Here is a 19,824-nt window from a genome sequence, read left to right on the forward strand (position 1 = left end):
TGAGTTATACTTCTGAAAGTATCTATTAATGAGATAGAACTAAATGATATCCATCAGTTGAATATTAAATAAAAATCGCTGGCTACCCTAGTTTTTATCATTGATCTCTATCCAATATCCGTCGGGATCCTGAATAAAAGTCTGCCGTACGCCATCCGGTCTGGTTTGAATAAAACCTTTGTCGTCTCCTCCTAAATTAAAATGAAAAATACCGTTATTGTTGAGGTGTTCGAGGTAACCATCCAGATCATTGGAGGATATAGCGAAATGGTTAAAATTACTGGGATTGATTGTTACCCCGGGAACTTCGCCTACATGTAATTCCAAATTATTTCCAAGCGCTACAAACATTTGATTCTGCGGTAACCAATCTACTTTTATTTGTTTTAAACCGAGGATATCAATGTAAAACTTTCTGCTTTCCTCAAAATTACTAACCACCACGGTGGTATGCTGTAGAGTTAAATTATAGTTATTGGTATGGGATTCTTTACCGGTATTTGTTCCTTCATTTTGAGCTGTGGAAGTTTCAAAACACAAAAAAAGGGAAATCACCACGCCTAATATTATTGATTTTTTCATGGTTGTGTTGTTATTATTGAATTTAAAAAAAACACCATCATCTAGCGCAGACAACAGTGTGTTACTTCGATTAACTAAATCTCGATTGTGAATTATTTTTTTATTGATTTAGTTTTAGATTGAATTTGAAAAGCGTCATTAATCCATTTTGGTTAATGGTTCTGCGCTAAAAGGTTCATTCATTGCAACAAAAAGCACACAAGGTTCTTTCTCCAAACATTTTGCTTTGTGCGGTTTTTTGGCTGGTCCGTAAGCATAATGACCGGCTTTTAATACCACCGGTTCTTCATTATCGTATTGAACTTCTAATTCACCTGAAATAAGAATCATACGTTCGGCGGAATTATGAGTGTGTCTAACGGCAACAGTATTAGGTTCCATCTTAAAAAAGAAATCTAGTCGTGGTTCCGTAAGGCTACCATGGAGTACGGTAAAAGAACAATTCGGAAAAAAATCCGGTGCGGCTGACCATTCTAAATCAGGATTGTCATAAGAAGTGGTAAATGAGTCTTCTGTTGTAGAATTATCATCGCTTTGGGCAAATCCCAAAGGTGAAAGTGCAAGTAAAATCATAAATATTATGATTTTACTCGTTAGTTGGTTGGTTGAAAATATCATAATTACTTGGTTTTATATCCTATAAGATAACGATTAAAAACAGATCAAACCAGAAAAACCTGAATTTTAATTTAAGTTAAAAACCTGAAAGTCATAATATTATATGAGAATTAACTTGTAGTTCCCCTCTTAAAAACACTCGAAATGGCATAAAAAAAGCCTCTTTAAAGAGGCTTTTTTGTGTGAGATCTTTTTTTTAAGATTCCGGGTTTAATATCGCATCAATGCGCTCCAGTGCATCTTGCAAATGAATCCGCGTCATCGTATCGGCAGTTCTGGTTATACCTGATCTGATAGAGCGCTGCAGGGTATTTAATTCGGCTCTGGTGATCGCTCTGATATCCGACTGATTAACATCAACGTTGGTTCTTGATACGAATCTTCTGAACCGTGCCGGAAGTTCTCTTTGTTTTTCAGTCATTAAATAAGCCATTCTATCGAGGTAGGCTCGTTGTAAATTTCTGCGGTACAAATCAATTGTTCTCCTGGAATTCAATTCACTCCAAATACCTTTGCGAAGGTCTTCCATCATATTTAACATGCTGTAAGCATTTTTTCCGTTGATGGTTTCATTTTCACTCATACGGGCCATTCTTCCAAAATCGAGTAAATTGTTTAAGGTTCTCACCTGGTATCCTCTAATACGCTCTACATTTCCGGCACTCTCTATTTTGTTGAATATGTTTTCATCAATAAGCCAATTCGGAGTTTCAAATAATTGCTTTTGCAAAAACGCCATGGCTTCTTTCTGTTTTGCTTTATCAACATGCGTATAAACGGCGCCATCCTGATCATAGGTTTTATAATTTTCGTAAACACCACCAATATTGGCCGTTACATGACCCATGTAGCGATTAAATTGTCCAAGTACTTGCTCATACATGGTTTTTAGGTCATCATAATTCTTACCATCTTCGGCTGTCCAGGAAATTAAGTTTGGTACAATGCGCTTCAGGTTTGCAATACCATACATGCTGGCTTTCATGGCATCATCACCTAAATCTTCAGTTTGAGAACTCGGGTCGATAACACCACCGCTTTGCTGTTTTCCAAAACGATATAATGGATCGCCATCATGTTTTAAGATCCACTGATCCAGTGTTTCCTTTTCATCATCAGCGGTCTTTGCCTCTAAGATTGGGCGATAACCCCAGGCAATGGCATATTTATCATAAATACCAATATTCGGCATAAGAGCCACATCTTTATCGCCTGGTTGCGCCACGTAATTAAATCGTGCATAATCCATGATAGAAGGCGCCGTACCAAATTTTTTGGTAAAGGAGGCACTTCGTAAACTATCCACGGGATAAGCAACAGAACTTCCCATATTATGCGGTAATCCCAGAGTATGGCCTACCTCATGTGACGAAACGAAGCGTATCAATCTACCCATTATTTCATCTTTAAACGCAACATGCTGGGCTTCCGGATTGATGGCCGCTGTTTGCACGAAGAACCAATTCCGAAGAAGTGACATAACGTTGTGATACCAGTTAATATCACTTTCCAGGATTTCTCCACTTCTGGGGTCACTTACATGAGGCCCATTAGCATTTGGAATAGGAGAGGCCAGGTAGCGAACAACAGAATATCGAATATCTTCAGGCGACCAATCAGGATCTTCATCTTTACTTGGTGGATCTTTAGCAATTATTGCATTTTTAAAACCGGCAGCCTCAAAAGCCACTTGCCAGTCCTCAATACCTTCTTTAATGTATTTACGCCATTTCTTAGGCGTTGCTCTGTCAATGTAATATACTATTGGTTTCTTAGGCTCAACCAATTCACCACGCTTAAATTTTTCTATATCCTCGTCCTTAACTTCCAGGCGCCAACGATCTAAAAATCGAATGGTTTTACTTTCCTGAGCCTCTAATCCATAATCGGTTTGAGAGGTTGTAAACCAGCCAACACGTTGATCGAACATACGGCGTTTCATAGGAGTCTTTGGCAATAAGATCATCGAATTACTCATCATTAAGGAAATATTTCCGGTATCAGAATTCGATGGAGGGTCTCCTGCCGCATAGGTTTTTACATGGCGGGATTCAATATTAAGAGGATAGCTTTTTATGCTTTCAATGTAAGATAGGTCGTTGTCTAAGCGTGTTACTTTGTAGTTTTTTCTTTGTCTTACAGGGAATCCAAAAGGTTTAACATCCTTTGTAAATAAAGGTGTAGCATCTATAACAGTGCTTGTTGAATCTTTTCCAATAGCTTTTATCGGGAAAGTGAAAAGCACCGGTTCAAAATTAGAATTCACTACGGCTTCGTGAATCGGTAAAGAATCTGAAGCTACCACGTTGTACGACACTACACGGAGTAATACCATTTTGTCCTTTTTTTGCCAGCGTAATACTTTTTCATCCTGCTTTCCACCACCAAAACCAATACCATTGGCCGTTTTGGCAATTCGGGTTACCATGAGCATTTCGCGATCGAAAAGAGAATCGGGTATTTCATAGAAATAGTCGTCATCAATTTTGTGAATAGTGAAGAGACCGGAATCGGTCTTCGCATTTTTGGTGATTACCTGATTGTAAGGTTTAATACCGTCTTTTCCGGGTTTTTTCATTCCGGCTGTTGGCGTTGCCTTTGAGGCATTAGCCGCTTTTGAGCTATCCGTTTTTTTGGTTGTCGCACACGACAGGGCCAAAAAAAGAGAAGCCAAGATCAAAGATCTTAGGGAAATCTTTTTCAAAACAATTATTTTTTAGAGTTAGTCGCCCTGAAAATACGGATTTCCTATATTTTGTATGTGTACTTTATAATTATTTTAAGAATTTTTAACAAATAGGAGCTTCAAAGAAATAGTTAAGTTCAAAAAAAAAATCGAACTTATAATTCTAATTAAACTTAACTTTTGATCTTACGACCTTGAATAAAAACTTCTGCAATAAATAGTGGAACAGCCCAGCAAGCCCAACTCATTAATGTGAGAACTTCAAAGTATGTTCCGACTTGAAAACTCATTAAAATATCTTCAACAACACGAAAGGTCACAAAAGAAAAAGTAACCACATAACTACGGATCATCCACTCTTTGTGTAGTTCTATTTTTTTATTTTTTATTGAAATAAAAGCCATGATGGCTGTAGTAGCCCAAACGACTCCAAGTAAAAATAATCCAACAGTATAAGGTAAACTAATATCAGACGTTGCTGCGAGATACATTCCTGCAAAGCCGGCAAGCGTAACTGAAACAACATAAAAACGTCCCATTCTTCTATGGAGTTTAAGATATTTATTCCTGAATTTAGTAACAAATTGAAATGGTCCGATAAGCGTCGCCACAATTCCCAACACGACATGAGGAAATAACCATATAGCACGTGGAAAGTAGTATTCCCCGTAATTTGCTTCCGTAGGTATCAATTTTGGAAACGCTCTGGTTACAACGTAATAGATTATAAGAAGTAAAGTAAAAACGACCAGAGCATTGTAGATATACGTGTAGGACTTGGAGACATCTTTATTTTGGCCCAGGTTTGTTGATTTCATAGGTGGTTGGTTTTAAGTTGTTTAAATATAGTGATAAACTTGTAAACTTAACCTACCAAAATTTTGTACTCATTGGAAATTCTAACCGGATGACGTCAGCCAGACTTAAAATGCATGGAGTCTGCTGAAATGTAATTGCTTTCCTCTATTAGAATCGCTAATACCCGTTAAAATGAGTTCGGTTTTGTTTGCATTTACACGCCAGGATTCGGGCATTTTATCTTCCTGATGAGGTAAGAATGTAACCTCAGGTCTATGAGCATTGATGTGCCAGTATCCTGAGGATTTTTTTTCATTATTTACATATTCATTATAAATGCGATCCCAGCGCATAAATATTCTGGTGTAATCTTCCGCATCTGCTTCATGCAATTTCCAAAGTCCTACCAAATAATCTGCAGGAGCCATGGGTTTTTTGGTAATTGGTTTAAGGGTAACCTGAACCGTCATGCCATTCTCTTCTCGTTCCCAGAGCATGTTCTTTCCTTCGAAAGACACTTTGAAACCCGCGAAATCTTCCGAGATACCCAATGAATCTATTGAAGTTAAAATATGAGTTTCCTTATCCAATTTCCAACTTCCAGCAGCATTTTGTAGCCAACCATTACCGGAGGTGTAACTATGGTCTTCTTTTAATTTGATCCATCTGGCAATTGGGGTCATACTTTCCGTTCCCATGGAAACAGAGGTAATTTCCCAGAATCCGCAAAGACGCTCTTCTTGTCCGAAAGTAAACATAGAGACCAAGAGGAATATGAAAATAAGCACAAGTAACCTGAATCGATTTTTTATTGCGTAGAATTTAGAATTTTGATGCATACTAATTTCAGTCGTTTTTAATTTTGGCAAAAATGGTTTTTATGAATATATCCTGGCAAGAATGGTTCTTGTTTGGGATTAAAAATATGGATTAGGGATGAATGACAGTGCCCGTTAAAAAATTCTTTTGATGCTTTTTTGAAACACTAAGTTCTTTGTCACCAATATTTATTAAAACTTTGCCTTTTGTTTGCTTTACCGAATGGATCTGATAAGTATTCACCAAATAGCTTCTGTGGATTCTTAATATACCGGAGTAGTTCTCTAATTCTTTAGCCAGTATTTTGAGCGGTTTTCTGATAAGATGTCGCTTGGTCTTTCCTTTAGAATCAAAAAAAATAGCAACGTAATTTTCCATCGCTTCGGCAAATAAAAAATCATCGGGTTTAATTTTTAAAACATCTTTGCCGTTTTCTGATGAAAAAGTCATTAAATTATGGGAAGGTATACTTTGTTTTATAAGTGAAGCAATAGCAGAATAGAGAATTAAAGAAAGGGCCATCATTAGGGGAAATTCATTTAAAATGAGTCCGTAAGCAACCAGATTCCATTCCTGCCAATTCCAAAAATAATTGAACAGAATAAATATCAATTGAGCCCCAAGAAGGATCAAGAATACATTCCAAAAAAATTTACGAGGTAAGTTATTAATGTGCCATTTTGGTTTTAACCAACGCTCCAAAATGGTTATGTAACCGAAGGTCAAAAGTCCAAAGCTCAAACTTCTGAAAAGGAGGGAATGTCCGGAATAGGAATAGCCTTTCTGGATTCCATAGGCCCTGAATACGTACAAAAAATAAAATACACAAAAGCCCGAAACGAGTCCGAATAAATACGGTAAACGCTTTTCAATTAACTTAAAAGATATTTTCAAAATCTTGATTTGTTGCTAACTAAAATAAAAAAAATAGGGAAACAATTAGTTTTGAGATTCATTGGGGTTGAAGCGATAAAGAATATTATCTCTATTCTCAGCTACAGGTCTCAAATTATCAAGTAGATTTTTGTCTCGGTCTTTCAAGTATTTTTTCTCCATAATTATCTCAAAAGGCTGTTTAAGCGCCATTTGATCTAAGGCTTTTTCCTCTGAAATTTCTTTTATTTTTCCTGCGGAATAAAACTGACTTGAATAGGTTTTGCCGTCTAAGAAATACAGATCGGCTATTGATTTATCGCGTTGTTGCAAAATGTATTTATCTGTTTTGCTGATGGTTTCAATATTTGATCCGATCAAAGCGTAGCCGGTTGCACCAATAATCAAAACGGGAAAAATAAGTCCGAGGATAATCAATATTTTTTTATTAGAATAACTATCCCAATAATGCACAATTAAAAGTGCTATGGGTACCATAACAGGTAAAATATAAGTGTGGATCAAACTTTTTGAAAAGGTAAAAAAGAAGGGGGTCCACAACAACCATAATAACAAAAATATCACCCATTTATCTGGGAATAGTTGCCTTTTGCGTTTCCAAAGTTTAGCGATCAATATTTCAATCCAGGGGAATGCAAACGCTAGTAAAAAGGCCCAAACAATACCTATTGGTTGTTGTTTTGGAAAGCCGTATTTATCGCCTTTCCAACTGGAATCAAAGAAACGTTTGTAATGCTCTCCCACGAAGAAATATTCAAGAAATCCTGGTGTTTTTTCTTCAGCTAATAAGAACCACGGACCGGCAATTATGAGAACAATAATAATGCCTAAAACCCAGGGCATTTTTTTTAAAACCTCAATTAATTTGCGATAATATAGAGCCCAAATAAAAATAGGAGGCGCGGTTAAAATGATAACAATTGGCCCCTTTGCTAATATTCCAATACCAACGAACACAAAAATGAGGTATTTCCAATATGCCTTTTGACCTTCCTGAATAAATTTCCAAAAACTGAGGAAAATCATGGTTACACAAAATGCCAGTGCAGTATCGGTTGAAACCACCCCGGCGTGTAATAAAAATTCAGGTATTGTGAGTATAATGAAGGCAACCAGTAAAAAATGGAATTTATTTTTTACAAATCCTTTTAATACGGCAACTAATCCAACGCTTAATAAAAAAGCGGGTAAACGTAAGGCAAATTCACTAACTCCTAAAAGTTTAATGGAAAGCGCAGAAAGCCATGTGGAAAGTGGTGGTTTTGCCCAAAACGGTACACCGTAATCAATTTGTGGGGTAATCCAATTTCCGGTTTCAGCCATAATACGAGCAATCTCGCCATATCGCGCTTCGGTTTTATCCATAAGCGGAATGTAGGCGTTTAGAAACAGCCTAATAATCAGGAGTACGACGATACTAACAACGAAAATTAGTTTTTCATCAATTCTTTTCATTATAGCGTTTATTTATTTTCAGTAAATCTATCCAAATCTTAAAGAAATAGGTGAGTTTTACCTTAGATTCGTTCGTGTCTTTCCAACGCTGAAGCGGGATCTCTCTTGATATTTTTATGGTTTTTTCTCTTGAATACGTTTCAATAATTCGGCAAAACAATTCCACATCAAATAGCCATTTCGAAATAAATTTTTCTTCAAAAATAGATTTAGCCAAATTTGCCTCAAATACTTTACAACCACATTGCGTATCGTAGATCGGAATTTTTATAATATAGGAAATCGCAGTGGCAATGATCCTTCCAATGTAATGGCGGTACTTTTTGCGTTCAATATTGGTATCGATCTTTTTAATTCGCGATCCAAATGCTAATAGGATCGGATCTTTAACATATCCGGCAATTGCCATACACTCTTCTAGGGAAACAGAAAGATCAGCGTCTAAATAAGCGATCTTTTCAAAGGTTATTTTCGTTTCGAAACTGAAATGAACTGCAGCTCGAACAGCCTCAGCCTTACCTTGATTGACCTCTGAGGAAAAAATGGTAACACGTTCAGGAAACGGCTCCTGTATCTTTTCTAAAAGAGTTAGGGTAGCATCTGTTGAGCCGTCATTAGAAAACAGGAGGTTACAGGTTTTATTTTCACTTAAAAAGTTCAAATAAGCATCAACATCCAATTTATTGTATTCGTTAAAACAAGGAATTATAATGAGTAAAGAATCAGTCATTTAGATGAAGTGCAGCTGCAATATTATTTATTTTTAATTTGATGGTCTCTTGAATAGGCTGCTAAATTAACAAAAGCATTGGTAGGTTCAGGGATTTTACAAAATTTCCTGAAATTTTTTCATATTTACCATGGGAGATTGAGGGGTGCCACCTGGGCAATAAAAAATTCTTCTAATGATTTTACCAGGTCTGTAGGCATTCTATTTTCAGCTGCTTTCACATTTGAAATGAGTTGTGAAGCATTTGTATTTCCGGGTATCACCGTGCGAACAGCATCGTAGGCCAAGCAATACGAAATAGCGGTTTCAGGCAGGGAACGCTCGTTTCCAATGATCTCTATAACTTGATCTACCAGATGGGCTCTTGTTTTAATATCTTTTCGTGACCAACGATCGCGCACATCATTAAACTTTGAGTTTTCATTGTATTTACCTGAAAGCCAACCGGAATCTAAAGGAATTTTAGCAATAATAGCCACCTCTTTCTCTTTGGCTAGCGCGAAGGCTCGTGCTACATCTTGATGCAAGATGTTAAAAAAGGCTTCAATAACACTGGCCTGTGTCGTTTCCATAAATAATTTCATTTCGTCATAAGTATCCAAAGAAGCACCGTAGGCCTTTATTTTTCCTTCGTCTTTTAATTTTTCAAGAATGTTATAGTGATCGTTCTGTTGACCATCAAGTAATTCCATTGGCGGATTGTGAATAATGAGAGAATCCACATGATCTAGCTGCAGACGCTTTAAACTTCCTTCCAAAGAATTTCGAATTTCAGTGGCATTAAAATTAGTTTCACCTTTAACACCATGTCCAAATTTGGTGTTGATTACAAATTTACTCCTGTCGTAATCTTTCAATGCTTTTCCCAGGCGTTCTTCACTAGTTCCGAATCCATAATTAGGAGCAGTATCAAAAAAATTAATACCCAGATCTAAAGCCAGATGTACCATGTTTATGGCCTCTTTTTCAGTTAGGCTTTTCCAACCTGAATCAGCGCCTAACTGCCAGGCTCCTAAGCCAATCTCTGAGATTTTAGTAGTTTGAGGAATGTAAGTGTTGTATTTCATTATTCATTTGAAAATTAAAAGTTATCAAGAAATTAGGTGGAATGAAGGACTAATATGATCTCGAAAGATATCCTTTTAATCGTTCCACAGCAACCTTCAAATGTTCGAAAGGTACTGCCGTAAACACGATCCTGAAAAGCCCTTTTTTCTCATGTCCGAAGCCCTTGCCGGGCGTTAGGAGCACTTTAGTATTCGTATAAATATCCAACCATAACTGGTCTTCGGCCTCGGTACTTTGTTCGGATAAATAATTTGAAAAATCAGCCCAGATGAAAAAACTTCCTTTGGCGGGAACATAAGGAATATTCAGCTCGTCCAGAGCTTTTGTCATGAGTCTATAGCTTTGACTTAAACGTTTCTTATTTAGAATGATATATTGGCTCACAAAATCAGCATCATTTAAAAGTTCACTGATACCCCATTGTGCCAGGTTAGATACCATATGTGGCACATTCACATTATCCAAACCTTTGATAAAGGCTTCATTTAAAGAGTGGGCCACCCCAATACGGATACCCGACATGGCGAAATCTTTTGAAAATCCATACCACATATGAAGATAATCACTTTTTGCTTCATGCATTATTTTAGCGAAAGAACAATAGTTTTGCTCTTCTGATCCATGAGATTCGATTCTTGATAAACCATAAATTTCATTAACAACCATATGAATGTTGCGTTCCATACACCAATTCGCAAGTGTTTTTAGTTGCGGTTCGGTATACAAACAACCGGTTGGATTATCCGGAGCGGTGATCAATAAAAGTTTAAAAACCCTGGATTGAGATTCTAAATCTTTCAAGGCTTGATCCAAATGACTTGTAGTTACGGGACCCTGGTTTCCCAATGCTTCTATATCGAAGTGCGTTTGTAGATTGTAACGTTCCATAAGGCTTTTTACACCGGTATCATTGGTGTACATGGGGTAGGCAGGTGCCGGGATAACCACAACATCACCGGGATTAGCCAACATAAATGTGCTTGTTTCAATTACTGCTGAGGCACCGGCGGATAGTCCTAAACTTTCCGGATCAATGGGACAGTAGCAGAGATGCTGTTCCATGAATTTTGCAATAGAGGCACGAACTTCCGGGTGTCCTAAAGCACTTGTGTAGCCCATAACCCAATCAGGAATTGTTTCTTCCCTAAAGATTGAGATGAGCTTATTTTTTATATCCAAAGCTGATAATTGGTTTTCAGCAACATTTAAAGGAAAAGCACCCTTTGGATTAGTTTCCGGATGATAAATATTTTCACTGGCTTCCATGAACAATTCAAAATCGATACGGGCAGGACTGTCGGCCAGGTTGTTTCCTCTTTTGGAGAGGCTAGTGAATTTTAAAGGCATATTTATGAGTTTAAAAGTAGGTGTAATTTAAAAATTCTACTTCTTAGTGCTAAGATATGGAAAAGTAAAATTTGAGCATTCTTTGAGTAAGATATTTGAGGTAAAGTGTTTATAACTTCACTAAAGATGAATTAATTAACCGAATTTATGATAGGGTTGAGCTTAAATCCAGTAGGCTAGAATAATTCCAAAAATTATAAGGATAGCGAAGCTGAAAATGATGTATTTATGAATTGATCTTTTGGAAAGCGTCAGGGCATAGATCATTTTAAGAAGGTTATTACTGGTTACTGCGTTAATAATAGCAATTGCCAGTACATTTTGGGTGACATTAAAATGCCCTTGAAAAATATTAATTATGAAAGGATCAATATCGGTAACACCTACGAGGTAAGATAGAATTTTTATTCCATGCACACTATAGTGTTCGGTAACGTATTGCGTGAGGATGGAAAAGAAAACGAATAAAAAACCAAAAATGAAAGCGGTTTTTAGTTCCAGTGGATTCTCGAAGGTATTTGTCATTTGTATGGGCTGCTCTTCCGAGGTTTTATTGTTTTTAGCAAGCCTAAGTAAAATAGCGGAAGCAATAAGTGATAATAGAAATAAAATTCCAAAAGCGGGAGCGATGCTTTTTGCAATGGTCATATTAAATATAAGCGCCAGTATAAAAATACGTACGAACATCATGGAGGTGGACAAAACGATTGCTGCTGAAAGTTTATAATCGTCGTTGATCTCCTTACTTTTTTTAGCTAAAATGAAAGTCGTTGCCGTGCTACTGTACATGCCACCAAGAATACCGGTTAATATAATTCCTGATTTTGGAAATACATATTTTTTTAAAAGATAACTACCATAAGAGATTGCAGAGATCGCAACTATGGCAAGCCAAAAATTATACAGGGAAAAATCCAAATGCTCTGAGATCGGTTTATTAGGAACGAGCGGAAGTATAACGCCGGACATAAGTAAAAACTTCGCCAGCGTAATAAATTCATCTTTGTGAACTTTTTCTGAGAATTCCAACAAAGGTTTTTTGATTTCTTCCATGATAAGTAAAAGAACTACTACGATAATGACCAACCAAATGGGTTGTGTAGCAACCAAAGGTGCCAGGCAATAGGTGATTAGAGCCAGAGCCACAGTGGTTAGACCGTAATCATTTTCAATCGCTATTTTTTTGATATAGAAGGCCAGGAGTAAGGCGCCCAAAAGTACCGCCCCGAGTAAAAACGGAATTAATGTTTTAGGCTGAATAATGTAGAGTACAAAACCTAATATCCCGATGAAGGTAAAAGTTCGATCGGTACCGAAGATAGCTGGTTTAGGGTCGGTAGAAAATTTAGTACGTTGCTCCAGACCAATCAAAAAGGAGAATACTGCAACCATAATAAATAAATAAAAAGGTTGCGGAAAAAGAGATTGTATGTCTACAAGTGAATTCATTTTTTGGACGATCTTATAAGTCTAGCAAAACCCAAAAGGATTTAAAACAGATATGGGATTTTTTCTATTAAAGATACCACAAACTTCAAAAATTTTCTTGTTTTGAAGTCATAAATTTACCACTGCAAATAATTGAATAAATGCCTTTAAACAAGAGAAAATATCAGTATTATCAATTCCTTTTCTTACCTGTTTTCTTCAACTCAAAAATATCTTTTCTTCGGTCTTTAAGATTTCGTACACTACCAAATTTATTTAATTCGCGTAACAGATCGATATCGCAATCCGCAATCAATATCATTTCTGTGTTGGCTGTGGCTTCCGCCTTAACCCCATTGGTTGGAAAGGCAAAATCACAGGGTGTAAAAACCATGGATTGTGCAAACTGAATATCCATATTTTCTACCTTAGGTAAATTCCCTACGGTTCCTGCAATAGCCACGTAACATTCGTTTTCTATCGCTCTGGCTTGTGCACAGTGTCGTACGCGGGAATAACCATTTTGCGTATCAGTTAAGAAGGGTACAAATAGAATATCCATGCCTTCGTCGGCCAGGAGTCTGCTCAATTCAGGAAATTCGCAATCGTAACAAATAAGAATGCCAATCTTACCACAATCGGTATCATAGGTTCGTAATTCATGACCACCTTGCATACCCCAAACCTTGGCCTCATCCGGAGTTACGTGTAGTTTTTCGTAACGCTCCACACTACCATCTCTTTTGCATAAATAGCCAACATTGTAAAGCAATTCATCTTTAATTTCAGGCATGCTACCCGTAATGATGTTGATGTTATACGAAATTGATAATTCTGAAAATTTCTGCACGATTTCAGGGGTGTGTTTAGCGAGTTCCCGAATCGCCTCAGAAACCGGGAGATGGTTGTTTTCGGCCATTAGCGGGGCATTGAAAAACTCCGGGAAAAGCGCGAAATCGGAACGATATCCTGAAACCGTATCGAGGAAAAACTCGGCTTGCTGCATCAGTTCCTCCAGATCTTTATAAAGGCGCATTTGCCACTGTATCAATCCCAAACGCACCACTTTTTTATTGGAAGTCGCTTTTTTGGTTTGCTTTTCATAGTAGATATTATCCCATTCCATGAGCACAGCAAACTCGTTGGAAGCCTCATCGCCTTCCAAATAATTATGTAGGATTTTTGAAGGGTGAAAATCATTGGATATTTGAAAATTCAAAACGGGATCGTTGATTTCCTTGCGTTTTACTTTTTCAATATATTCCTTCGGGCTCAGTGTATCGGCATACCTGTGGTAATTGGGGATTCTTCCGCCAAAGGCGATACCTCTCAGGTTTAATTTTTCACATAATTCTTTGCGGTAATCATAGAGTCGTCTACCCAGGCGTAAGCCGCGATATTCCTTCTTAATAAAAATATCAACCCCGTAGAGGAGATCGCCATCATCTACATGGGTATTAAACGTTTCTTTCCCGGTAATTTCTAAGTAGGTATGTTTGTCGTCCAGGGAACCGGAATCAACAATTATGGCTAAGGCACACCCGGCTAGTTCGTTGTTTATTTTAATACCAACCTGGCCTTCCGGGAATTTATCAATTAATGACTCAATTTGTCGCTGTTCCCAATAAGCATCAGGCATATTGGGATAGGCTTCGATCATCAGAGCTTTTAACTCTTTATAATCATCCAGGGTTAGATACTCAAGTTCTATGTTTTCTATATTCTCAATCATATGTTTCTTTTTGATGATGTTTTTTTAACACCATAATGGGGTAAACCACGAAGATAAGAAAAAGGCATGCCTTTAAGAAATGGCTGCAACACCAGAAAGTTCGATTATTAATCTTCCTGAACCCTAACCGGATTGAGATCCTGAAAATCAAAACTAAAATCGATTACAGGGGAAATTCCTTTCATTTTAAAGGCATTGGCCTTACCGTGTTCATCCAACTGGAACATCACGAAGGCATCTGCATCAGTGAGACCTGATGCGGTCCATTTCACAACAAAGGTATTTGCATCATAGTAATACATTTGCCCGGATAATTTAGGCGAGCGCATGGCCTTGAACCACAGATCACCATCCTGCTCATAAATTTTGATCTTTCCAAACCACGGATCTTTGTAAATACCTGAGTAGTTGGTTTTATCGATCGTTGAGACATCAGCAGCATCAACGGTTTCCCAAATTTTGTTAACCACGTTGTCTGCATCACCCATACTTTGCTTCAAGTTTTTTGAATATAAAGCAATCCAATCAAAATCATCAAGACCGAGATATTTGTCGAGAATGGTTTGCGACACCGCTGAAAAAACGCCTGCGCCATCAATATAGGTGTTGGTAAGTACTACGATACCAAGATTTAGGTCGGGCACAAGAATGGTTTTAGATAACATCCCGATAAGGCCACCGGTATGAGAAACTTCCATATTGCCATTTACATCCGTTAGGAACCAGCCTAAACCATAACCGGCGAAATGCGAATTATATCGGGGGTTTCGGTTCGCATTCATAACGGTATGGATCTTCCACATTTCTCTTTGACTGGTTTCAGTGAAGAGTTGTTGCTTTAATTCAGGTCCATATTTTCCGTTGTTTAACTGCAAGAGCATCCATTTAGCCAGATCATGAACATTGGAGTTGATACCTCCGGCAGCACCATTGATCTTCTCAGGATCCCAGGATTCAGGCTCTGTCAGAGAAATTTCTTGACCTTTATTTAGGTGTGGTGAAGCCAGGTTTTCGTGAGCTTCGGCTTCAGCTAAAGAGGTGTAGGAGTGCGTCATTTGAAGTGGTTCAAATATACGTTTACTTATAAATTCCTCCCAGGGCATACCACTTACGCGTTTAATAACTTCGCCTGCCACGATGTATAACAAATTGTCGTAATCGAATTTGGTGCGAAAGGCAGAAACCGGTTCAAAATACTGGAAGTTTTTCAAAATATCCTTGATACCAAAATCTGAACCATCCGGGAACATCATAAGATCGCCAATACCCAGACCTAAACCACTGCGGTGCGTCAGCAGATCTTGTATATTGAAGTTTTCCTTAACATAAGGATTGTACATGGTAAACTCCGGAATGTATTTAACAACAGGATCCGTCCAGGCTAATTTACCTTCTTCTACCAATATTGCTAAAGCCGCTGTAGTAAAAGCTTTTGAATTGGAGGCGATCCCGAAATTAGTATGCTCATCCACCTCTTTTTTGCTTTCTATAGATTGCATACCATAACCTTTTTCATGAACGATCTTTCCATCTTTAACAACCGCTACAGCTACTCCCGCCACGGCGAAACTGTCTAAAGCACGCTCAACGAGGGCATCGATATCTTGTGAACTGACCTGAGAGAAAACTTCAACAGGTTTTAAAATAAAAAGTAAGAAGCAGATCAGGACAAACTTTGTGCTTAAATTATTCATAATACTTTGAGTTAGGTTGTTAGTGTATTTAAAAAAGAACATCAGCGATATCCTCGTTCTTATCAAATTCAGCTTTAGCAAAAGGGCAAAGCGGTAAAATTTTTACGTTTTCTTCGCGGGCGAATTCCACACCTTTCATAACCAGCTTTTTTCCGAAACCATTACCGCCGAAGCCATCTTCAACGCCTGTATGATCGATGATGAATTTGTTTTTTCCGGCCCAGGTAAAGGTCATTTCTCCGGCGTAGGTGTCGTTTTCGTAAATAACGAATCTTCCTTTTCGGCCATTGTCTTCGCGTTCTATTCTAACCATAGTAATGTAGTTTTCTTATTCTTGTTTGAAAATACGATTTTCGTTTCAGATTTAGAATTATTGTTTAAAAACTTCGTTAAAGATTGCGGGTGAGATGTAACCTAAGGCCACTAATTCACTTTGATTTTTAACTTCTTTTAAATAACCATTTTGCAAATAGAAAAGGTTATCGGCCAGATTAATAACATTTTCATAATCATGATCTGTAATGATGAAACCTTTTGAGGATCTCATGTCGTTTATGTAATTTATGATGTAATCGCGTAAAATTGGACTAACGCCGTTAAAAGGTTCGTCAAGAAGAATAAATTGTGCATTAGAATGAATGATCAATAAGATCTCTACGATACGCTTTTCGCCTCCCGATAATTCCTGATTCTTTTTTTGTAACAGTGGTACAACATATTCATTTTTTAAAACAACCTCCCTGCAAGCTTTTGGTAGAAACAACTTTATGAGATTTTTTATCCTGATGTTATTTGGAAGAAAATTGTCTTGAGGCAAATAATTGATCAAATGTCTGCCATCAGAAATATTTTTGATAACCTTATTTCCGATGCGAACAAATTTGTATTCGGCTTTTTCAGTTCCGAAAATAATCTTTAGAAGCGTAGATTTTCCACAGCCATTCCGCCCGATGAGGCCATTAACTGTTCCAACTTCACAAGACAAGAAGACATCACTTAGTATGACCTTGTTATCAAAGGATTTTGCAACACTATCGACTTGAAGATAACTCATAGAATGGACAGCATAAGAAAATTAAGAAGTCCAATAATCAAGGTGGACATCCAAAGTTGCACCTTATTCAATCCTAAATTATAATAGTAATAATATTGGTTTTTATCTTTAATATCATAAAAGAACAAATGCACTAAAGGCGCTATCATAACATAGAATAAGGCAAATAGTTTAGGACTAGCTTTTAGTACCAGAGAAACAACTAAGGCTATGAAAAGGGATACAAAAAATATCTTTCTTTGGAAGAGTAATATGTTTTTAAGGATTCTCAGGTTCTAATTTTTATTGTTGTGTTTAGTATTTATTAGCATTTTTTTTGATTTCGGAAACCACGTTTCTTGTTTGGTTTAACATCGTTCAGTCCGCCTGTAATTTAGTGATATCTTGTTAGGCGAATGTATTTTATTCAGTTCCTCTGAATTTCTCATATCTTGCTTTCATTTCCTGTTCTATCCCGGTACTATCTCCAAATCCCCGTATCTTTTTCAATGTTTCAATCCATTGCGGATGTAATCCACCATTACAAACAATTTTAGGTATTTCATTTTCGAAAATCAAAACACCTCGTTGGTAAATGTGCACTATGAGACCTTCAATAGGAAAACGTTCAATGGCATTTTTTCTTTGAACATAATGATATCCTATAATTCGTTCATTTGGAAAGCCATATGCTTCAGTCAGCGTTTTAAACTCTTCTAGAATTTCATTCGCTCCATGTGTTAACTCTTGAATAGTAAGTTCAGCTTCTCCTACGCGCCATTCGTGATATTTACTATTAAATTCTCTATCTTTTTCAATCAGGGCTAACCATTTGTCTTTCAAAACAGGGTTTAATTTGTCTCTATAAAAAGTGGCATACTTTTGAAAGTTAGAGCTGAATTTTTTATACCACTTCTCCTTTTTGTATTTTCCAAAATATCGTAAAGGTGTCCCTCCTTTTGCTAGATATTCTGCAATGGTTCCTGCCCAATGATCGTCTTTTGCCTCCACGGCGGATATCAATGCAAAACTTAGATCGTGTCCGAGAGGAAAGTTTGTTTTTGAAAAAGCAATTTTAAATATTTCATTCGCTTTTTTAAAATTGTGCTTTGAATATTCTTTTTTAGCGGAATCTATTATTCGAAAATACTCTCTATATTCACATTCCTGGGCTGACATATATAGTGTCATTACAAAGAATGTTATTATATGTGGAATCTGTTTTTTCATATGTTTCCGAATGTTGTGGCTAAAATGTATTTTAATGGAGTTTAGCTTTTTTGGACACCGTGTTAATCTTTTCTTTCAGCTAAAAACAAATGATTATTATCCAGATCAGTGAAGTAAGCAATTCGAATCCAACCATCTTGTTCTATTTGAAAGCTGATTCCATTTGCCTCAAGTTCTCTGATTGTTGAATCAAATTTAACAACACCAAATCCGATAGAAAGATTATTTCCTTTCACTACTTTCTCCGATGCAGGATGTAAACCAATTAAAAGATCAGGCGCTTGTATTTCAGCATAATGATCTCCGTATCTGTTAATTAATTCTAAGCCTAGTTTGCCCTGATAAAAGTCAATGGCTTTGTCCATGTTTGAGATCATCACATTGATCCTGCAAGTTTTTAGATTTTTCATGGTCAGTTCTTTACTTTATCAATTATGCCAAGGTTTCGTGTAAGTTTTTTACGTGATTGCGTAACCAATTTAGCAAATAAAACCGAACCGTAGGAAAATCCGCAAGATATTTCAGAGATGCAAGAACCTAGGGATGAATTTTATTCGATGATGTGTGTGGTTTTTAACCTTGCCAAATTTCAAATTTTGTCACTAGACCATTTTTAAATTCAAAAATTAAAGAACCTGTATTAATTCCATGTCCGGTCAAACCAAGATAGTATCTCATTTCGTTAATCGATTGACTAGACGGTTTTCCAAGTAATTGTTGAATTTGGGCTTTGGTCTTTACCTTTAGATTATAGTTTGATGTTAAGTCATGAGTCATATGCCATCTCAATCAAAAAGACGATTCTGATTCTTCCCAATTAATCCATTGGTTACTCACAAAATCAGTACGTTTTAAAAAGTCATTGATGTCAGGCTTAAAAACGAATGTAATAACTGAAATAAAATAAATTATTCCAATCCCAATTAATATTATGAATATTTGTCTAATAGCTTTCATTTCAAATTACACACAACGTTTGGTGTAAGATTTGTTGCGTGTTTAGGTAACCAATTTAGCAAATAAAAACCAACCGTAGGAAAATCCGCAGGATTTTCCGATGGGCGAGAACCAAGCAATGAATTTTATGCGTTGTTGGCATACGTTTTTATTTTTTTGATTTATACTTTTCATATAAGTCGTTGGAGAGGAATTTTTCAACAGGTTTATAAGGCATTTCAAACCAGATATAATTTGTATCTAAGTTCCAACCATTGATTTCTGATATTTGAATTTTGTATTTTTCAATTAAAAAGTCTAAATCAGTATTGCAGTCAAATAACATAATACTATCATTTCTGATAATAAAACATTTATTGCTTTTTGGAAGTTTTTGAAAGTAATCTTTCCGCTGTATTTGTTCAGCTACCTCGCAATCATTTCCAATAGAAAACGATGCAGTATCTTTTTTAAAAGAGCTATATTTTCTATCTAAGTTTTCAAATTCAATTTCCAGTCTGCAACCTTTCCAGAGGGTAGTTTTTTCAATTATTCCGAATTTTTGATTTTGATATTTTTCCAAATAAATGTCATTTATTGTCGGATTATCCCATGGTCTGCTCAACAATAAAAAAAAACCCAAAAACAAAATTGGTAAAGCAATTAATATTTTTATTCCAGGTATTTTATTCAATCAGGTCTCGATTTATATGTTTGCCAACTCGTTATATGTAAGTAAATATACACCTTTTTGGGGTCCATCCTCCGGATAAG

The 19,824-nt window shown here is 36.6% G+C and carries 18 protein-coding genes; all 18 read right to left on the bottom strand.

Going from position 1 to position 19,824, the window contains the following annotated elements:
* Nucleotides 1-87: 87 nt before the first annotated feature.
* Complete coding sequence (locus ABD682_RS07515) at nucleotides 88-582, bottom strand: VOC family protein (protein ID WP_344740499.1); 495 nt, start codon at nucleotides 580-582, stop codon at nucleotides 88-90.
* Nucleotides 583-720: 138 nt separating this feature from the next.
* Nucleotides 721-1,155: a cupin domain-containing protein gene (locus tag ABD682_RS07520; RefSeq protein WP_344740500.1), complete on the bottom strand. Its 435-nt coding sequence runs from the start codon at nucleotides 1,153-1,155 to the stop codon at nucleotides 721-723.
* A 241-nt stretch (nucleotides 1,156-1,396) separates the two neighbouring features.
* Entirely contained in the window at nucleotides 1,397-3,778 is a 2,382-nt protein-coding gene (locus tag ABD682_RS07525; RefSeq protein WP_344740814.1) for a zinc-dependent metalloprotease, read from the bottom strand.
* Between the two features lie 281 nt (nucleotides 3,779-4,059).
* Nucleotides 4,060-4,704 carry a DUF2306 domain-containing protein gene (locus ABD682_RS07530; protein WP_344740501.1) on the bottom strand — a complete coding sequence of 215 codons (645 nt, stop codon included), beginning with the start codon at nucleotides 4,702-4,704 and terminating at the stop codon, nucleotides 4,060-4,062.
* A 105-nt stretch (nucleotides 4,705-4,809) separates the two neighbouring features.
* A complete protein-coding gene (locus ABD682_RS07535; RefSeq protein ID WP_344740503.1) occupies nucleotides 4,810-5,442 on the bottom strand; it encodes a hypothetical protein in 633 nt (210 codons plus the stop codon).
* 172 nt (nucleotides 5,443-5,614) lie between these two features.
* Nucleotides 5,615-6,397, bottom strand: coding sequence for a LytR/AlgR family response regulator transcription factor (locus ABD682_RS07540; protein WP_344740504.1), 783 nt, complete (start codon nucleotides 6,395-6,397; stop codon nucleotides 5,615-5,617).
* A 45-nt stretch (nucleotides 6,398-6,442) separates the two neighbouring features.
* Complete coding sequence (locus ABD682_RS07545) at nucleotides 6,443-7,852, bottom strand: ArnT family glycosyltransferase (protein ID WP_344740505.1); 1,410 nt, start codon at nucleotides 7,850-7,852, stop codon at nucleotides 6,443-6,445.
* Nucleotides 7,839-8,582, bottom strand: coding sequence for a glycosyltransferase (locus ABD682_RS07550; protein ID WP_344740506.1), 744 nt, complete (start codon nucleotides 8,580-8,582; stop codon nucleotides 7,839-7,841). The genes ABD682_RS07545 and ABD682_RS07550 overlap by 14 nt, the downstream gene beginning before the upstream one ends.
* 125 nt (nucleotides 8,583-8,707) lie before the next feature.
* Complete coding sequence (locus tag ABD682_RS07555) at nucleotides 8,708-9,649, bottom strand: aldo/keto reductase (protein ID WP_344740507.1); 942 nt, start codon at nucleotides 9,647-9,649, stop codon at nucleotides 8,708-8,710.
* Between the two features lie 49 nt (nucleotides 9,650-9,698).
* Entirely contained in the window at nucleotides 9,699-10,997 is a 1,299-nt protein-coding gene (locus tag ABD682_RS07560) for an aminotransferase class I/II-fold pyridoxal phosphate-dependent enzyme (protein WP_344740508.1), read from the bottom strand.
* A gap of 162 nt (nucleotides 10,998-11,159) precedes the next feature.
* On the bottom strand, nucleotides 11,160-12,446 hold the full coding sequence (locus ABD682_RS07565) for an MgtC/SapB family protein (protein ID WP_344740509.1): 1,287 nt from the start codon (nucleotides 12,444-12,446) through the stop codon (nucleotides 11,160-11,162).
* 172 nt (nucleotides 12,447-12,618) lie between these two features.
* On the bottom strand, nucleotides 12,619-14,157 hold the full coding sequence (locus ABD682_RS07570; RefSeq protein ID WP_344740510.1) for a carbon-nitrogen hydrolase family protein: 1,539 nt from the start codon (nucleotides 14,155-14,157) through the stop codon (nucleotides 12,619-12,621).
* A 107-nt stretch (nucleotides 14,158-14,264) separates the two neighbouring features.
* Nucleotides 14,265-15,851, bottom strand: a complete 1,587-nt coding sequence (locus tag ABD682_RS07575; RefSeq protein WP_344740511.1) for a serine hydrolase — start codon at nucleotides 15,849-15,851, stop codon at nucleotides 14,265-14,267.
* 28 nt (nucleotides 15,852-15,879) lie between these two features.
* Complete coding sequence (locus tag ABD682_RS07580) at nucleotides 15,880-16,164, bottom strand: GNAT family N-acetyltransferase (RefSeq protein WP_344740512.1); 285 nt, start codon at nucleotides 16,162-16,164, stop codon at nucleotides 15,880-15,882.
* 57 nt (nucleotides 16,165-16,221) lie between these two features.
* On the bottom strand, nucleotides 16,222-16,905 hold the full coding sequence (locus ABD682_RS07585) for an ATP-binding cassette domain-containing protein (RefSeq protein WP_344740513.1): 684 nt from the start codon (nucleotides 16,903-16,905) through the stop codon (nucleotides 16,222-16,224).
* A gap of 402 nt (nucleotides 16,906-17,307) precedes the next feature.
* Nucleotides 17,308-18,114, bottom strand: a complete 807-nt coding sequence (locus tag ABD682_RS07590) for a hypothetical protein (RefSeq protein ID WP_344740514.1) — start codon at nucleotides 18,112-18,114, stop codon at nucleotides 17,308-17,310.
* A gap of 62 nt (nucleotides 18,115-18,176) precedes the next feature.
* Nucleotides 18,177-18,524, bottom strand: a complete 348-nt coding sequence (locus ABD682_RS07595; RefSeq protein WP_344740515.1) for a VOC family protein — start codon at nucleotides 18,522-18,524, stop codon at nucleotides 18,177-18,179.
* A gap of 695 nt (nucleotides 18,525-19,219) precedes the next feature.
* Entirely contained in the window at nucleotides 19,220-19,744 is a 525-nt protein-coding gene (locus tag ABD682_RS07600; RefSeq protein WP_344740516.1) for a hypothetical protein, read from the bottom strand.
* Nucleotides 19,745-19,824 lie beyond the last annotated feature (80 nt).

Origin of the sequence: Gaetbulibacter aestuarii (assembly GCF_039537665.1) — a bacterium.
Classification (GTDB): domain Bacteria; phylum Bacteroidota; class Bacteroidia; order Flavobacteriales; family Flavobacteriaceae; genus Gaetbulibacter_A; species Gaetbulibacter_A aestuarii.